This window comes from Limnoglobus roseus (assembly GCF_008254045.1).
In the GTDB taxonomy this organism is placed as follows: domain Bacteria; phylum Planctomycetota; class Planctomycetia; order Gemmatales; family Gemmataceae; genus Limnoglobus; species Limnoglobus roseus.
In genome coordinates, this window is sequence record NZ_CP042425.1 from 6,226,354 (window position 1) to 6,241,812 (window position 15,459).

At 67.5% G+C, this 15,459-nt stretch carries 11 protein-coding genes; 7 read left to right on the forward strand and 4 right to left on the reverse strand.

Annotated elements, in window-relative coordinates; translation table 11 throughout:
- Nucleotides 1–7: 7 nt before the first annotated feature.
- Nucleotides 8–1,291, forward strand: a complete 1,284-nt coding sequence (locus tag PX52LOC_RS26310) for a DUF1501 domain-containing protein (protein WP_149112878.1) — start codon at nucleotides 8–10, stop codon at nucleotides 1,289–1,291.
- Between the two features lie 9 nt (nucleotides 1,292–1,300).
- Nucleotides 1,301–2,380, forward strand: a complete 1,080-nt coding sequence (locus tag PX52LOC_RS26315) for a WD40 repeat domain-containing protein (protein ID WP_149112879.1) — start codon at nucleotides 1,301–1,303, stop codon at nucleotides 2,378–2,380.
- Nucleotides 2,381–2,585: 205 nt separating this feature from the next.
- On the opposite strand, the gene pstS (PX52LOC_RS26320) is transcribed toward PX52LOC_RS26315, so the two are convergent.
- A complete protein-coding gene (gene pstS / locus PX52LOC_RS26320) occupies nucleotides 2,586–4,931 on the reverse strand; it encodes a phosphate ABC transporter substrate-binding protein PstS (protein WP_149112880.1) in 2,346 nt (781 codons plus the stop codon).
- Nucleotides 4,932–5,219: 288 nt separating this feature from the next.
- On the opposite strand from pstS (PX52LOC_RS26320), the gene PX52LOC_RS26325 reads away from it, so the two are divergent.
- From PX52LOC_RS26325 to pstS (PX52LOC_RS26340), 4 genes are all read left to right on the forward strand, one after another.
- Nucleotides 5,220–5,684, forward strand: a complete 465-nt coding sequence (locus PX52LOC_RS26325; protein ID WP_149112881.1) for an STAS domain-containing protein — start codon at nucleotides 5,220–5,222, stop codon at nucleotides 5,682–5,684.
- Nucleotides 5,685–5,705: 21 nt separating this feature from the next.
- Entirely contained in the window at nucleotides 5,706–7,025 is a 1,320-nt protein-coding gene (locus PX52LOC_RS26330; protein ID WP_149112882.1) for a GspE/PulE family protein, read from the forward strand.
- Between the two features lie 28 nt (nucleotides 7,026–7,053).
- Nucleotides 7,054–8,202 carry a type II secretion system F family protein gene (locus tag PX52LOC_RS26335; RefSeq protein ID WP_149112883.1) on the forward strand — a complete coding sequence of 383 codons (1,149 nt, stop codon included), beginning with the start codon at nucleotides 7,054–7,056 and terminating at the stop codon, nucleotides 8,200–8,202.
- A gap of 96 nt (nucleotides 8,203–8,298) precedes the next feature.
- A complete protein-coding gene (pstS, locus tag PX52LOC_RS26340; protein ID WP_149112884.1) occupies nucleotides 8,299–10,830 on the forward strand; it encodes a phosphate ABC transporter substrate-binding protein PstS in 2,532 nt (843 codons plus the stop codon).
- A 5-nt stretch (nucleotides 10,831–10,835) separates the two neighbouring features.
- Here pstS (PX52LOC_RS26340) and PX52LOC_RS26345 read toward each other — a convergent pair whose 3' ends face one another.
- Genes PX52LOC_RS26345 through PX52LOC_RS26355 form a run of 3 tightly spaced genes read right to left on the reverse strand, consistent with a single transcriptional unit; the run spans nucleotide 10,836 to nucleotide 14,331 of the window.
- Nucleotides 10,836–13,166, reverse strand: a complete 2,331-nt coding sequence (locus tag PX52LOC_RS26345; protein ID WP_149112885.1) for a tetratricopeptide repeat protein — start codon at nucleotides 13,164–13,166, stop codon at nucleotides 10,836–10,838.
- Entirely contained in the window at nucleotides 13,163–13,534 is a 372-nt protein-coding gene (locus PX52LOC_RS26350; RefSeq protein WP_149112886.1) for a DUF2304 domain-containing protein, read from the reverse strand. The genes PX52LOC_RS26345 and PX52LOC_RS26350 overlap by 4 nt, the downstream gene beginning before the upstream one ends.
- Nucleotides 13,534–14,331 carry a glycosyltransferase family 2 protein gene (locus PX52LOC_RS26355; protein WP_149112887.1) on the reverse strand — a complete coding sequence of 266 codons (798 nt, stop codon included), beginning with the start codon at nucleotides 14,329–14,331 and terminating at the stop codon, nucleotides 13,534–13,536. Before PX52LOC_RS26355 ends, PX52LOC_RS26350 begins: the two co-directional genes overlap by 1 nt.
- 239 nt (nucleotides 14,332–14,570) lie before the next feature.
- Between PX52LOC_RS26355 and PX52LOC_RS26360 the strand changes: the two genes are divergently transcribed.
- Entirely contained in the window at nucleotides 14,571–15,458 is an 888-nt protein-coding gene (locus PX52LOC_RS26360; protein ID WP_149112888.1) for an ABC transporter permease, read from the forward strand.
- Nucleotide 15,459 lies beyond the last annotated feature (1 nt).

Genomic DNA, 15,459 nt, shown 5'->3' on the forward strand with positions numbered 1-15,459 from the left:
GTTCGCCATGAAACCGTGCGACTACGCCTGCGGCACACCCGACCATGCCGTGAACCGTCGCCGCTTCCTCGGCGGCGCGGCCGCCGGGATCGCAGGGTTCGCCGGCCTCGCCTCATCGGCTACCGCCCGCGAACTGGCATCCGCCCAGAAGCGGATGCTCGTGATCTTCCTCAGCGGCGGCGTCAGCCAGCTCGAAACCTGGGACCCGAAGCCGAATACCGACACCGGCGGCCCGTTCCGCGCCGTCCCGACGAGCGTGCCCGGCACCCACATCTCCGAACTGCTTCCGCACGCGGCGAAGCGGGCGCACCTGCTGACGCTCGTCCGCGGCGTGAACACTGCCGAGGACGAGCACGGCCGTGGGGCGACGATCATGCTCACCGGCCGCCGCACGGAGCCGGGGCTGAAGTACCCGGAGGTCGGGGCCGTCGCCGCGAAGTTGCTCGGCCCGTCGTCGCAGGAGTTGCCCGGCCACGTGCAGATCACACCCGGCGGCGGCAGCGGGTTCAACAAGGAGGACGCAGCGTTCCTCGGCCCAAAGTTCGCGTCGGTCACGCTCGCTGACGGCAAGCCGCCGGCCGACCTCGCCCGCCCGCCCGTGCTCACGACCGACGCCGACCGCGAGCGGGAGGCCATGCGCCAGCGGCTGAACGCGAAGTTCGCGCAGTCGCGACGGTCGGCACAAACAGATGCCTACGCAGAGTCCTACGAGCAGGCGGCGAAGGTGGTGGCGAAGGCGAACGCATTCGACGCGACGCGAGAAGACCCGAAAGCCGCTGACCGCTACGGCCGCCACGACTTCGGCCGGCACCTGCTGCTCGCCCGCCGGCTGCTCGAACAGGGCGTGTCGTTCGTGAAGGTGTCGCACACGAACTACGACACGCACCACGAAAACTTCGACTTCCACATCGAACAACTCGGCGAGTTCGACCGGCCGTTCGCCATGCTGCTCGACGACCTAGCCGACCGCGGCATGCTCGACTCGACGCTGGTCGTGGTGATGTCCGAGTTCGGCCGAACGCCGCGGATCAACGACCGGTACGGCCGCGACCACTGGTCAAAGGCGTGGTCGGTGGCGATGGCCGGGTGCGGGCTGAAGGCGGGTGCGGTGGTCGGCAAGACGAACGCCAACGGCACGGCCGTGACCGACCGCGAGGTGAACGGCGGCCACCTGTTCCACACGTACTTCAAGGCCCTCGGCCTCGACCCAACGAAGAACTTTTACCCGGCCGGGCGGCCGGTGCCGATCGCCGACCCGAAGGCGGCCGCGATCTCCGAAATCCTGGCGTGAGGGCGACCCGTGGCCACACCCGCCGTTGACCCGACGAAGGCCCGTGTGCTGACGGAGTTCAAGCACGCTCGGCCGCTGATCGGCTGCCGGTTCGACCCGACCGGCCGCTACCTGTTCGCGAGTGCCGAGGACGACACGGTCCAGCGATTCGACCTACTGACCCGCGAGAAGACGGCCCTCGTCGGCCATACAAGCTGGGTTCGCGGTCTCGCATTCGTGCCGTCGCCGGCTCCTGCCTTTTCGCTCGCCACAACCACCGCGGGCATTGCCGTGGGCGGCGTGGTCGCCGCGCGGAAGCCCGTGCCGGTCACGTTGATCTCCGGCGACTACCACGGCCGGCTGCTCTGGTGGAACGGCTCCGACGCCACGCCAAAACCGACGCGGAGCATCGCCGCCCACGACGGCTGGATTCGGGCCGTCGCCGTCAGCCCGGACGGCACGACGGTGGCGACGTGCGGCAACGATCAGCTCGTGAAACTATGGAACGCGGCCGACGGCCGTGCGATCCGCACGCTCGAGGGGCACACGTCGCACGTCTACAACGTCGCGTTCCACCCGAACGGACAGCGGCTCGTTTCGGCCGACCTGAAGGGGACGATCAAGGACTGGGATGTCGCGACCGGGAAGTTGGTCCGCGAGTTGGACGCGAAGGCGCTACACAAGTACGACTCGGGGTTCGGCGCCGACATCGGCGGCATCCGCGGCATCGCGTTCGACGCGACCGGGGCGCACTTGGCCGTCATCGGCATCACGAACGTGTCAAACGCCTTCGCCGGCGTCGGCAATCCGCTCGTCGTTCTCTTCGATTGGGCCGACGGCAAGTCGAAGCAACTGAAGCCGAAGGACGCCTTCCAGGGCACCGGCTGGGGCGTGGCGTTCCACCCGACCGGGTTCGTGATTGGCGCCGGCGGGGGCGGGCAGGGCCGCATCTGGTTCTGGAACCCGGCCGACGCGGCGAACACGCACACCGTGAACGTGCCGACGAACGCCCGCGACCTGGCCCTGCACCCGGACGGCACGGCCGTCGCCGTCGCCGGGGCGAACGGCACCCTTACGGTGTACGCGCTGGCCCGCTTGCCCGCGACGTAGGGGCTTGGACCGTCGGGGACTGAGCTGATCGAAAAGCGTCCCTTCGACGTCAGAACTTCGAGGCCAAACGCGATCGCCCTGTGGAGGCTAATGGTGTCCGGAATGATTCGGCTATCCTGATGATTTCAGACAGTCAGTGCGGATCGCGTACGGTCGCGGCTGAACCGAATGCGGCCGAAACGGACAGCGTCACGAGGGTCGAGAATCAGGGCGCGATCCGCAGGCGTTGTAAGGTTGCCTCGATCAGCAGGGCCAACTCCTCGGGCAGTGGGGCGTAGTAGATGAGCGTCGCTGGGGCCTGACCGGCGTGCGTCACCCAGTCAAGGAAGTCGAGTAAACTCTTGCGCTTCTCGGCATCCGGGTGGGCGGCGTCGAAGACGGCCCATGTCGTCCCCGCGATCGGGTACGTGCCGGCGGCGGGGCCGTCGGTGAGGTTGAACCGAAAATCCTTCGGGAACTGCCGCTGCAACTCGGCCGCCGCAGCGGCTCGGACGCTGTTGAGCGTGGGCTGCACGTGGACGCCGGCGCGGTTGCGGACGTGGCCGATCGACAGCTTTGGCTGGCCGAGGGTGTGCGTCAGTTCGACGTACCCAATCGCCCCGTAAGTCGCGTTCACCTGTTCGGCCACGCTGTCATTGCCGCGGGCACCCACGCCGGTCGGCCACACCTTCGGTGTATTCGTCGCCGCGTCGCCGATCTCCCGCCGCCACGCATCGCTGGTCTTGCACAGGAAGTCCGTCCAGATGTTCGTGGTGCCGCTGGAGTCCGACCGGAAGACGACGGCGATGGCCGCGTCCGGCATCGCGATTTGTGGGTTCTCCTGCTGAAGCAGCGGATCGTTCCACCGCGTAATCCGGCCGAGGTAGATGTCCGCGAGCAGCGGGCCAGAGAAGCGGACGCCGTGACGGATCTCGCGGAGGTTGTAGGTCGGCACGACCGCGCCGTGGACGAGCGGGACGTGAATGAGATTCATCCCGGCTAACCGGCCCTGCTCGAGCTGCTCCGGCGTGAGGTAGGCGTCGGTGCAGCAGAAGTCCCACTTGCGGTCGAGCACGGCCTGGACGCCCTCGCCGGAACCAACGGTCGCGTACTCGACGTGGGTGTGGTGGGCCGATTCGTACAACTCTTTCCACTGGACCATCGCCTTCTGCACGAACGTGGACCCGCCGCCCGTGAGCACTTCCGGCGGGTCGGACGGCGCGGGGGCGGACCGGCGGACCGGCGGCAGCGTGGTCTCGGCACGTGAGTTTCGGTCGATGAGCCACGCCGCCATTACGCCGAGCGACAGCAACAGGAGTTGAACCGTACCGAAGATGAGCCACCGGCGGTAGGCGGACCGTGGCGGCGTAGCACCCCCGGACGTGGGGTGCGTGGCGGACGTGGCTGAGGCCAGAGTGTCCACACTGGAGGTCGGCACTGGCAGGGCGCTCATCACCGGTGGTGAGCCGTTCCGGACCGCGGGGGGCGGTGTCAGGCCGATGCGGTACGCCGCGGCCGGCGTCTGCGGCATCTCGCCGGCCGCCGGCGGCGCGATCGGCCGCGAGTACGGCGTCAGAATTTGCATCAACTCCGCCGGCGTCTGGAACCGCACACCGGGGTCTTTCGCCATCATGCGCGTCAGTACCGCCACCACATCGGCCGGCACGTCGGGGCGAAGCTCTTTCACCGACGTCGGTTCGCGGAGTTGGTGCCAGAGGAGTTTTTGCGTGAAGTTCCCCTCTTCGAACGGCAGCTTGGCCGTCAACAGGAAGTAGAGCGTGCAGCCGAGGCTGTACAGGTCCGCCCGGATGTCTACGGCCGAACTATCGACCGACTGCTCGGGGGCCATGAAGTCGGCCGTGCCGATAATCCGGCGGTCGTCGTACTTGGCCGTCAAGTTGTGGTTGCGGGAGGCGTCGTCGAAGTATCGGGCGAGGCCGAGGTCGAGAACCTTCAGCGTGCCCCCGCGCTCAAGCAGCAGGTTGGCCGGCTTGATGTCGCGGTGGACCAACCCCGCCCGGTGGGCGTGGTCGAGGCCGCACGCCGCCTGATAAACGTAGTGGACCGCCCGCGCGATCGGGAGCCGGCCGTGCCGCTGGACGATCGAGTGCAGGTCGCTGCCGTCCACATACTCCATCGCCATGAACGGAGTGCTGCCGACGCGGTCCATGTCGAACACCCGCGCGATGTTCGGGTGGTCCAGTTGCGCCACCGCCCGTGCCTCGCGGAAGAAGCGGTCCGTGAACCCGGCCGCCTGCGCCGCAACCGCGTGCAACACCTTCACCGCGACGAGGCGGTGGAGCATCAAGTGTTCGCACAGGTAGACGTGGCCCATCCCGCCGCTGCCGAGGTGGTCGAGCAGCTTGTATTTTCCGCCGAGGAAGAACCCCTTCGATCGCCCCGTCTGGAGTCGCTTCGCCTGGTACGGAGTCAAAACACGGTCGGCGAGCATCCGGCTGCGGATCTTGTCGGCGTCGTCGTCAGCCTGGTACGGCTCCAGGACTGCGTCCGGAAGGAGGCGGCTTTCCCGGATCGCCGTGAGAAACTCGTGGGCGGTGGCAGTGTGCGGCATAGGAGGTCGTGCGGGACGAAGGAGCGCCAGCAATAGAGGTAGGTTCGAGCCGTGAATTCACGGACTGAAATGGGTGAAGATCGTGTTAAAGGTGCCACGGCGTCACCCGATGGCCTACACGCGGCGATGGAAACCCACCACACGAAGGGTCGAATCCTACCCGATTCGGTCCTCGCGAATTCTTCTCGCAAGCCTCACGCGAACGCAGCAGCGAGCGGGCTAATTGAACGGTTGTCCGCCGTGACACCGCGAGCGGTTCCGATCCGGCGGCCATCCGTGGGGCGAAGTATGGACAACGCGCAGGCGGCGAACCTCGTTCACAAACCCGCGGCGGCCCCGCAGTCGGGCGTTTACTCGGCGGCGCTCGGCGAGGCTGGCAATACTGCCGACGGCGGCATGAAGCTGACCTACAACCCGGTCGCGGGCGATCCCATTGTCCGCGTCCAGTGCGAGGGCGTCCTCACTGTCCGCGGCCGGATCGGGGGCGAACCGCTCAAGGACCTACTCGGGCCGCGGTGTTACGGTCTGCAAGTCGTGATGAACCTGGAGCGGGTTGTCGGCGTCGAGACGAGCGGCATCTCGTGGGTGATGCAGACGGGGGAGAAGTTCAACACCACCGGCGGCCGCCTCATCTTATTCTCCGTGCCGGTGCAGGTAACGTCGCTGTTCCAATTGCTCGAAATGGACCTCCCGTTCGCCGTGGCCGCCAACCAGACCGCGGCCGTCGCGATGGCCCAAACTCCGCCCCGCTAACTTCAACCGAAGGTACCGCCCGTGCCCACTGCCACGGACTTGATCGAACCGCCCGCCGGTCTGAGCCGCATCGCGAACGGCCGCCCTCACCCGGCCGCGATGCTGCACGACGCCGTTCCCGAACCGTCGTTCGCCGCACTCGCCCGGCAGGAACCGGACGCGATCATGCCCGCCCTCGTCGAGTACGCGGCCGCCCTGCGGGCGAGCGACCTGTACTGCTACTCGAACGAGACCGACTTCCAGTTCGCCATCCGTCACCTCGGCATCGTGCGGACGCTCGGCTCCGTCGGCATCGAGGTCGGCCGGCGGTGCGTGTTGTACGTCAAGGCGATGGCGAACATGAACACCGGCGAGCGCCGCAAGCCGCTCGAAGGGCGGTGGGTGTTCCCCCGCGCGTCCGGCCGGCCGCTCGACCTGCGGATCAGCACGATCCCGACGTTGCACGGCGAAGACATCACCCTCCGCATCCTGGACCAGGGAAGGGCAATCCTGTCGCTCGACCAACTCGGGATGCATCCGCACAAGTTCGCCCAGTTCGGCCAGATGCTGACCTCGCCGAGCGGGCTGATTTTGGTGTGCGGGCCAACGGAGTCCGGCAAGACGACCAGCATGTACGCGGGTCTGGCGTACCTGAACAACGGGTTCCGCAAGATCAACACGATCGAGGACCCGATCGAGTACTCGCTCGCCGGCATTCGCCAATCGCAGATCGCGGCCACGGCGGACGTGACGTTCGACGTGCTCCTCCGCGGCGTGCTGCGGCAGGCTCCGGACGTTATCATGATCGGCGAAATCCGCGACGAGGAGACGGCCCTCATCGCCGTCCGGGCGGCGGCCACCGGGCACCTCGTCCTCTCGACGCTGCACGCCCCGGTCGCGGCGGCGGCGGTCCACAGCATGTTCCGCCTCGGCGTTCAGCCGCGGGCGCTGTCGCACGCCCTGCTCGGCGTCGTGTCCCAGCGGTTGCTGCGGACGCTCTGCCCGGAATGCAAGCGGGCGTACCCGCTGCCGCCCGGCAAGGCGTTCAACAGCGTGCGGAAGTGGATGGACCCCGACGCCAATGTGACGCTGTACGGCCCCGAGGGGTGTCCGGCGTGCCACATGACCGGCTTCGCCGGTCGCACCGGGTTGTTCGAGGTATTGAGCATGACGCCGGCGGTGCGGACGCTGATGGAACACGGTGCCCACACTGCGGCGATCCGCAAGCAAGCGGTCGAGGACGGCATGATGGAGTTCCGCCACGCGGCCCTGCTGAAGGTCGCGCAGGCTCGCACCAGCCTGGAAGAAGTCACCCGCGTCGTGCCGGCCGAGTTCCTCTCGGCGGCATCCGACAACGGCTGACCCCGAACCAAACCCACGAGATCAACACATGGCCCGTGCCGTGAACCGTGTCTGGGGTGGCCTCGCCCGGATCGCCCGCCCGTTCGCCAACCGCACGCTGTCCACGGCGGCGCTGATCGAGTTCACGCAGTCCGTGCGGTTCTTCCTCTCCAGCGGCATGACCCTCCGCGACACCATGCGGGCGCTGGCCGAGAACGGCACGCGACCGGCCCGACGGGCGGCGACCGCGATCGGCCGCGACCTCGCTGCCGGGTACGGCTTCCCGGAATCGCTGAGTCGCCAGGGGCGAAAGTTCCCGCCGTTGTTCCGGGCGATGGCGTCCGTCGGCGACGAGACCGGGAACTTACCGGAAGTCATGCACGACCTCGAAAAGTACTACGACTTCCAGCAGCAGTTGCAGCGACAGTTGCGGTCGCAGATCAGTTGGCCGGTCATCCAGTTCACGCTCGCCCTCTTGGTCGTGACGGGGCTGATCTACATGCTAGGCCAGATTCCGCAGACCCGCCCGCCAGTCCGACTCGAAGCCCAAACGCCCGAGGCGGTCGAAAAGCTGAAGACCGCGATGAAGGCCCCGACTCTCGATCCCCTCGGCCTCGGCGTCGGCGAGGACGGGGCAATCCGCTTCCTCACGCTTGTCGTCGGCACGATTGCCGCCGCCGCAGTGACGTTCTGGGTGATTCGCCGCCTGCTCCGCCGCCGCGCATTCGTCGAGCGTGGCCTGCTCTGGGCACCGTTCCTCGGCCCGTGCCTGGAAGCCGTCGCCCTGTCGCGGTTCTGCCTGGCGATGAAGCTCATGCTCAAGACGAGCATGTCGATCCTTGACACGATCCGGCTCGGGTACGAATCGACCGATAACCTGGCGTTCGTCGCGGCGGCCCCGAAGTCCGTCGGCCTGCTGCGACGGGGCAACTCGGTGACGACGGCGATGGGGGCCACAGGGCTGTTTCCGCGGCGGTTCATGAGCTCGGTGGCGATCGGCGAAGAGAGCGGCCACTTGGCCGAGACGCTGGAGAACCAGGGTGCCTATTACGACGACGTGGCCCGCCAACGGCTGGCGCTGTTCAACCGACTGCTGGCGACGGCCGTGTGGCTGGTCGTCGCCGGGTTCGTCGTCGTGCTGATCTTCCGCGTCTTCACCGGGGCCTACCTGAAGACGATCGACGCCTACTCGGCGTGAGGCATCTTCGCCAAGCCTTCACTCAAACTTCACGGCCTGGTCCAACGTGGGTGATAGATTGACGGCGTTTCCGCACTCCCCACCCGGCGGGCCACGATGCCGATGACGCAAGATTGCGAGGTCTTGCTCGACGCCGTCGTCGAGTCGGGGTTACTGCCGGAATCGGCGGTCGGGCCGTACCGTGAGTGGGACGGCGATGCGGGGTCGCTGGCGAAACAACTCGTCCGCGACCGCTGCCTGACGCCGTTCCAGGCCCGCGTCCTGCTCGGCGGGGCGAACGCCCCACAACTCGCGTCGTTCTTCCTCACCGAACGGTACAAGATTCTCGAACACCTCGGTGCCGGCGGCATGGGCGAAGTGTACCTCGCCGAGCACCTCCTCCTCCGCCGCGTTGTCGCGTTAAAGATGATCGTCCGCGGCCCCCGCGGGTCGTCGGGCCGTGGCGGGGCGGTCGAGCGGTTCTTCCGCGAGGCTCGCGTCGTGGCAGCTCTCGACCACCCGAACGTGGTCCGGGTGTTCGACATGGACCGCACCCCGGCCGGCCCGTTCCTGGTGATGGAGTACGTGGACGGTGCGGATCTGCACGGCCTCGTCCGCCGCCACGGCCGGTTCAGCGTCCCGCGGGCCGTCGATGCCGTCATGCAGGCGGCGAAGGGGTTGGGCCACGCCCACACCCGCGGGCTTGTTCACCGCGATGTGAAGCCGGCGAACTTGCTGCTCGACCGCCACGGCACGGTCAAGGTGGTGGACCTCGGACTCGCGAGTTTCCGCAACGTCCACGAGAACGAGGGGCTGACGGCCGAATTCAACCAGGACCACCTCATCGGTACGGCCGACTACGTCTCGCCCGAACAGGCGCTCGACGGCAGTTCGGCTGACGCACGGTCGGACACCTACTCGCTCGGCGCGACGCTCTACTTCCTGCTCACCGGCCGGCCGCCGTTCAGCGAGGGAACGCTCTCGCAGAAACTCTTGGCCCACCAGTTGAAGTCGCCGCAGCCGATCGCCGATCTCCGGCCGGACGTGCCCGCAGAACTGGTCGAGGTCATCGACGTGATGATGGCAAAGCGGCCCCCCGCCCGCCCGGCGAACATGGCCGAAGTGGTCGAATTGCTGAGGCCGTTCGCGGAAGAAATGCTCCCCCTCCCGGAGTCGCACGAGATGCCCAAGCACGCGCCGTCGGCGTACCGCTTGGGCCTCGTCAGCGCGCCGCCGGCCGCCACGACCCCGGCACTGGCCGCCTCCTCGGCAATCACGAAGCGCGAAACAAAGGTCGCACCGCCGGCCCGGTCCACGATCGTGAAGGCGTCGCCGAAGTCCGTGGTTCGCGGCCCCCGCAGTGGTGGCCCTCGGAGCGGCGGCCCCCTGTCGCGGCCACCGCGGTCGAGCCCGAAGATTCTTAGCCCGGACGGCTTCGCTCCGATCGAATTGGTGAAAGAAGTTCCGCCACCGCCGCCCCCCTCACCTCCGTCCGCGGTCGTCGCAGAACCGAAGGTCACGCGGCGGGCCACACTTCTCATGGGCTTCGCCGGCGGGTTGGCCTGCGTCGGCGGTTCGATGTGGTACGTGTTCAGCCCCGACAGCGGGCCGCGCCGCCCGAACATTTCCGCTGGGACGCAACCGGCCGTGCCACCACCGCCCCCGTTGTCGCCACCGCCACCGTCGGCTCTCACCTTGTTGGGCAGCGGCTCGACGTTCATCAAGCCAGCGATGGACCACTGGACGGAAGAGTACCAGAAGCAGTTCGGGACGAAGGTCGATTACAAAAGTATCGGCTCGGGCAAGGGCATCGACAACATGCTCGAGCGCGTCTCGCACTTCGGCGGGACCGACGTGCCGCTGACCGACGCGCAGTTGAAGAAAGCCAAAGACCTGAGCGGTGAGGTTGTCCATGTCCCGCTCGCCCTCGGTGCCGTTGCGGTGACGTACAACTTGCCCGACGTGAAGGATTCGATCCGGTTAACTGGGCCGGTCCTCGCGGACATCTTCCTCGGCAAGATTACGAAGTGGAACGACGACGCCCTGAGCTTCTGCAACCCGAAACTGAAGCTGCCGGACGCGGCGATCACCGTCGTTCATCGCAGCGACTCGAGCGGCACGACCGGCATCTGGACTGACTACCTGAGTAAGGTCAGCGGCGAGTGGGAGACGAGGGTCGGCCACGGCACCACGGTCAAGTGGCCCGTCGGCTCGGAGGCGGAGAAGAGTTCGGGCGTGGCCGGTCTCGTTACGAAGACCGTCGGCGCGATCGGGTACGTCGAGCTGTCCTACGCCCTCGAACGAAACCTGAAGGTCGGTCTGGTGAAGAACAAGAGCGACAAGTACGTGCTGCCGACTCTGGACGGCGTGACGGCCGCAGCCGGGGCGGAGTTACAGTCGCTGCCTCCGGACCTACGGTTCTCGCTGGTCGACGCGGCCGGCGAGAACTCTTACGCCGTCGCCGGCTGCGCGTGGGCGGTGGTCTACACGACGCAACCGCCGGTGGTGCAGGCCGAATTGGTGAAGTTCCTGCGATGGATCGTTAACGATGGCCAGGCTGGCCTGCCGACGCTCCGCTACGCCCCATTGCCGTCGGCGATGGTGGCGAAGGTGAACCAAAATCTCGCGGCCATCCGATCGGAACGGTAATCTTCTCAGCCCGCGGCGGGTTGCACGAATACCTGATTCTGGCGGAACAGTTCGAGCATCTTCCGCACGACCTTCGCCTGGGCCGCCGAACTGAGTCGCTCTGCTTTCTCGGCGGCAACGGCGGCGTCGCTAAACCGGCCGACCGCCGCATACGCTGCGGCCTGGGCAGCGAGTGGATCGGCCAACTTCTCGCCCGTCGCCCCGACGGCGATTTCTGCCAGCCGCACGGCCTCCAGTGGGTCACGGACTTCGCCCCGCGGGTTCGTGGCGAGTTCCCATGCGGTCGCGGCCAAGGTCAGCGGCAGCGTGGCGTGAACCTCCGTCGCCCGGCGGAACATCTCTTTCGCCTCGGCATCGGCCCCCGAACGCTTCAGAGCGTGGGCAAGGCCGTACAGCACGCGCGGGTAAACTGGCTTGCACCCGGCCCCGCGGCGGAACACCACCACCGCCTCCCCCGGCCGCCCGGTTCGCACGAGCGCGGCCCCCCAGTTGTCGTACACCATTCCCGCGTTCGGGTCGGCCTGCGACGCCTGCTCGAATTGCGCAATCGCGTCGTCGGTCTGTCCGAGACGGCACAACACCATCCCCAGGTTGTTGTGAGTGAGGCTCGACTTCGGATCGACCCGCACAGCCGTCCGCAGCATCTGGGCGGCTTCCGCCCACCGGCCGAGGGCCGCGAGTGGGCGGGTGGCGTTGATGTAGATTTCTACCCCGGCCGGATTGAGTTCCGCAGCCCGGCGGTACATCCGAATCGCCTCCTCCGGGTCGCCTCGTTTGGCCAGGACGCCCGCGAGATTGAAGTAGAGTTTGTGGCTCGGCAACTCGCCGACGAACAGTTCGCGGTCCCCCTCCTGAAGCTCTTCTGTGATCGCCTTCCGCAAGAACGGCACGGCGTCGCCGGGGCGATCCGCTTCCAGTAACAACTGCCCGAGCATCGCCGACGTGTACGGCGACGGCTTCAGGCGGGCCGATTCCGAGAAGTGGTGGATCGCCTCCTCGCGGCGACCGTGCGCGGCGAGGAGGATCGCGAGGTTGTGGTGCGCCCGGCGGTTGTTGGGCCGGCTCTCGACCGTCGCCCGCCAGATCGACTCGGTGGTCCGGTATGCCGTGTTCCGACTCGCTGTCAGCAGGGCGAAGCTCACCGCGAGCACGACGACCGCCCAGAGGAACGGTCTCGGCTCGGCCGACCCACTGAGCCGTCGCGTCGCGGACAGCAGGCCGACGACGAACAGTGTGACGACTGCCGCTAGCGGCGTGTAGGTGCGGTGTTCGAAGGCGACATCGTTGATCGGCATAACGCTGGAAGTGGGCGCCAGCGCGAGAAAGAACCACGCCAAAAGGAAGCCGACGGCTGGTCGCCGCACCAGCAGCACGCCCGTGGCGATCAGCAGCGTGACCGTCACGACGAGACCCGCCGCCACGGCGGCGGGACCGGTCGCCACGGGCCAATCGTCGTAGTCGATGCACAACGGGTCGGGCCACACGGCCAGTCGGAGGTAGTACGGCACTACTTCCGACTGTGTGAGAGCGTACCGCCACCAGTTCACTTTCCCGCCTGCGAAGCCGGCCGTCACCGTCGTCGTTGCGGGCGACGGCGTATCGGCGATCGCGGCGTGGCCGCCGACGGCGAACAGAGCCGATCGAGCCAACACGGCCCAAGTGGCGAAGAGCGCGAGGTGAACCGGCCACCGCGTGCGGAGTTGACGAACGCCGCCCGCGAGGAAGACCGCTTCGTACAGCAGCACGAGAAGCGGGCCGATTACGGCGTCCTGCTTGCTGCCCATCGCCAGGACCGACGACAGCATGGCCAGTGCGTACCACACCACGCGGAACCGCTCGGCCGTGGCCCCGCGCACAAAGGCGTAGAGCATCAGGAACTGGAACAGGCCGGCCAACACCTGCGCCCGCTGGATGATGTAGGTCACGGCCTGCGTGTTGAGCGGATGGACGGCCCACAGCAGAGCGACGGCGAACGCAACCCACTCGCCCTGCCGCCCGGCCCACCCCGCGACCCGCGGCAACTCCAGCGTGCGGCGAACCAGCGCGAACAGCACGGCCGCGGCCACGGCGTGCGCCGCCACGTTGAAGGCGTGATACCCCCACGTCTCTGCCCCGCCGAGTGAGTAGTTCACCGCCAGCGACAGTTCCGTGACCGGCCGAAGGTTTCGGGGCAACTCGTGAACAGTGGCCCCCAGGTCGCGGATGCCGACGTTGTTCTGAATCGCAGCGAGGTCGTCGAAGATGAACTCGCCCGTCATGCCAATCGAGTACGCGGTCCCGACGGCCATTGCCAGTAGGAGTGGCGCGACCCAGGCAGGCGTGGGAGAGGGCGTCATTGTGCGTCGGCCTCAGCGAGTTGGCGGGCGGCTTCGAGTTCGTGGACCCGCTGTTCCAGGATCGCCAACTGCTGCAACAACACGACCTGCCGGCGGTTCAACTTGGCATACGCCGCCGTCACGCCGAAAGAGAAGACGTACCCGATGCCGAGCGAGACGAACAACACCGCCGACGAGTAACTGAGGTGACTCGCCTCGGCCGCGCGAGTGACGAGTTCCGGGAAGACGCCGCAAACCAGCAAGACCGAGGCGACGACCATCCACCCCAGGGCGTGCCGCTCGGTCAGATGCCGCTGGCGAACCCAGTAAAGCGTGAGCGCGAAAGCCGCGCACCCGCCGAGGAGCATGAGTCGCTCCGCGTTCAGCATTACTGCCCCTCCGCGCGGAGGCGGTCGATCAGGATAGCGAGCGACACTTTCAGCATGTAGAAGGCCGACCGCCACGATCGGATCGAACTGACGCCGGCCGCCCGCGACCGCATCCGCACGGCCACCTCGCCGACGGCTAGCCGGTTTCGCAGGCACCAGTGCAGAGACTCCGGCTCCGGGTAATCCTCGGGGTAGCTCTCGGCGAACCGCCGCCACGCGGCCGGGCCGGCGCAGCGGAAGCCGCTCGTCGGGTCGGTCAGCCGCACTCCGGCGAGTAGCACGATTAACCGCACGAACATGCCGATGCCCATCCGCCTCAGGCGGGTCGAGCGGTCGCCGCCGGTGCGATCGAGGAACCGCGAGCCGATGCAGAGGTCCAGGTTTCGCCGCCGGCACTCTTCGACGAGGGTCGGGATGAACGCCGGGTCGTGCTGGCCGTCGCCGTCGCACTGGATGACGAACTCGTACCGTCCCGTATGTCGGGCGTACCGATAGCCGGTCTGCACGGCCACGCCGATCCCGCCGTTCGTCGGCAGGTGGAGAACGCGGGCCGGCAGTCGGCTGGCCGCCGCCGCCCGCTCGGCCTCCTCGCCGGTGCGGTCCGTCGAGCCGTCGTTGACGACCACCAATTCGTACCCGGCGGGCAGGGATTGCAGGCCCGCGACGGTGGCGGCGATGGCACCTTCCTCGTTGTAAGCCGGGATCAGCACGAGGTGCGGCCGCGCTGCCACCGTGGTCCGTGGCGGCGTCCGCGATGGGATCGGGGCGGCGAGAGTAGTGGCGGTTTCGACGGCCATTCAGACTCGCACGGAGGAACATCGGGGCGGGAGATGCTCTAATTACGCCCGCGGTCGGTGGGTGGGATGAATACCGAACTCAGATCTTGAGAAGAAGCCGTTAACGATCCGCGAAGCCGCCGCGGGGCCACGGTGGTCATCAGAAATTCATCCGTTCTTCTCCGCCATCCCCGATCAGCGATTGTACTTTCAATCCTTGTCGCGAGCCGACGTGTGGCTTCCTCACCGACTGGCAGGCCATGATCGCCTTGACCCTCCCCGAACCGCCGGCCCGACGCGATCCCACAGACGCCGCCGGGCCACCGGAGACGCTAATCGAACCGCCCGGCCGGTGGCGGTGGCTGCCGCTGGCGGAACTCTGGGCGTACCGCGATCTGTGCCGAATGCTGGCGTGGCGGGACGTACAGGTACGGTACAAGCAGACGGCACTTGGAGTGGCCTGGGCCGTTTTCCAACCGCTCGTGTTGATGGGACTATTCGCCGTGTTCTTCCGCCGAGTCGCCCACGTCGCGACCGGCGACGTGCCGTACCCGCTATACGCCTACGCCGGCCTGTTGCCGTGGTTCCTGTTCGCCGGAGCGGTGTCCGCCGCCGCCAACAGCCTCGTGGATTCCGAGCGACTCATCACCAAGGTCTACTTCCCACGGCTAGTGATCCCCATCGGGGCGGCGGCCGTGGCGGTGGTCGATTTCCTCATCGCCGCGGCCGCGCTGGTCGTGCTGATGCTCGCCTACGGCTCGCGACCCGGCTGGGGTGGGCTGTTAATCCCGTTGGCGGTCGGCATGATCTTCTTGACCGCGCTCGGCGTCGGCAGCCTGCTGGCGGCGCTGAACGTGAAATACCGCGACTTCCGCCACGCGCTGCCGTTCTTGATCCAGGCGTGGATGTTCGCCACGCCGACGGTCTACCTGAGCCTTGACGCTGGCACGGAATTGCCCGACTGGCTCTGGGCAACGGCGCACCTGAACCCGCTGACGGGGCAGATCGCGTTTGCCCGTGCGGCGATGCTCGGCGAACCGCTGCCGTGGGCCGCGTTCGGCGTCGGATCGGCCGTGGGAGCCGTACTGCTCGCGGTCGGGGTCATCGTCTTCGCGCGAGTCGAGGACGGGTTCGCCGACGCCATCTGAC

What these genes read in the sequence shown, in the direction of transcription:
- PX52LOC_RS26310 (WP_149112878.1), top strand. Translation starts at nt 8, where the DNA reads ATGAAACCGTGCGACTACGCCTGCGGCACACCCGACCATGCCGTGAAC.
- pstS (WP_149112880.1), bottom strand. Translation starts at nt 4,931, where the DNA reads ATGCCGCACACTGCCACCGCCCACGAGTTTCTCACGGCGATCCGGGAA.
- PX52LOC_RS26325 (WP_149112881.1), top strand. Translation starts at nt 5,220, where the DNA reads ATGGACAACGCGCAGGCGGCGAACCTCGTTCACAAACCCGCGGCGGCC.
- PX52LOC_RS26335 (WP_149112883.1), top strand. Translation starts at nt 7,054, where the DNA reads ATGGCCCGTGCCGTGAACCGTGTCTGGGGTGGCCTCGCCCGGATCGCC.
- pstS (WP_149112884.1), top strand. Translation starts at nt 8,299, where the DNA reads ATGCCGATGACGCAAGATTGCGAGGTCTTGCTCGACGCCGTCGTCGAG.
- PX52LOC_RS26345 (WP_149112885.1), bottom strand. Translation starts at nt 13,166, where the DNA reads ATGACGCCCTCTCCCACGCCTGCCTGGGTCGCGCCACTCCTACTGGCA.
- PX52LOC_RS26350 (WP_149112886.1), bottom strand. Translation starts at nt 13,534, where the DNA reads ATGCTGAACGCGGAGCGACTCATGCTCCTCGGCGGGTGCGCGGCTTTC.
- PX52LOC_RS26355 (WP_149112887.1), bottom strand. Translation starts at nt 14,331, where the DNA reads ATGGCCGTCGAAACCGCCACTACTCTCGCCGCCCCGATCCCATCGCGG.
- PX52LOC_RS26360 (WP_149112888.1), top strand. Translation starts at nt 14,571, where the DNA reads ATGATCGCCTTGACCCTCCCCGAACCGCCGGCCCGACGCGATCCCACA.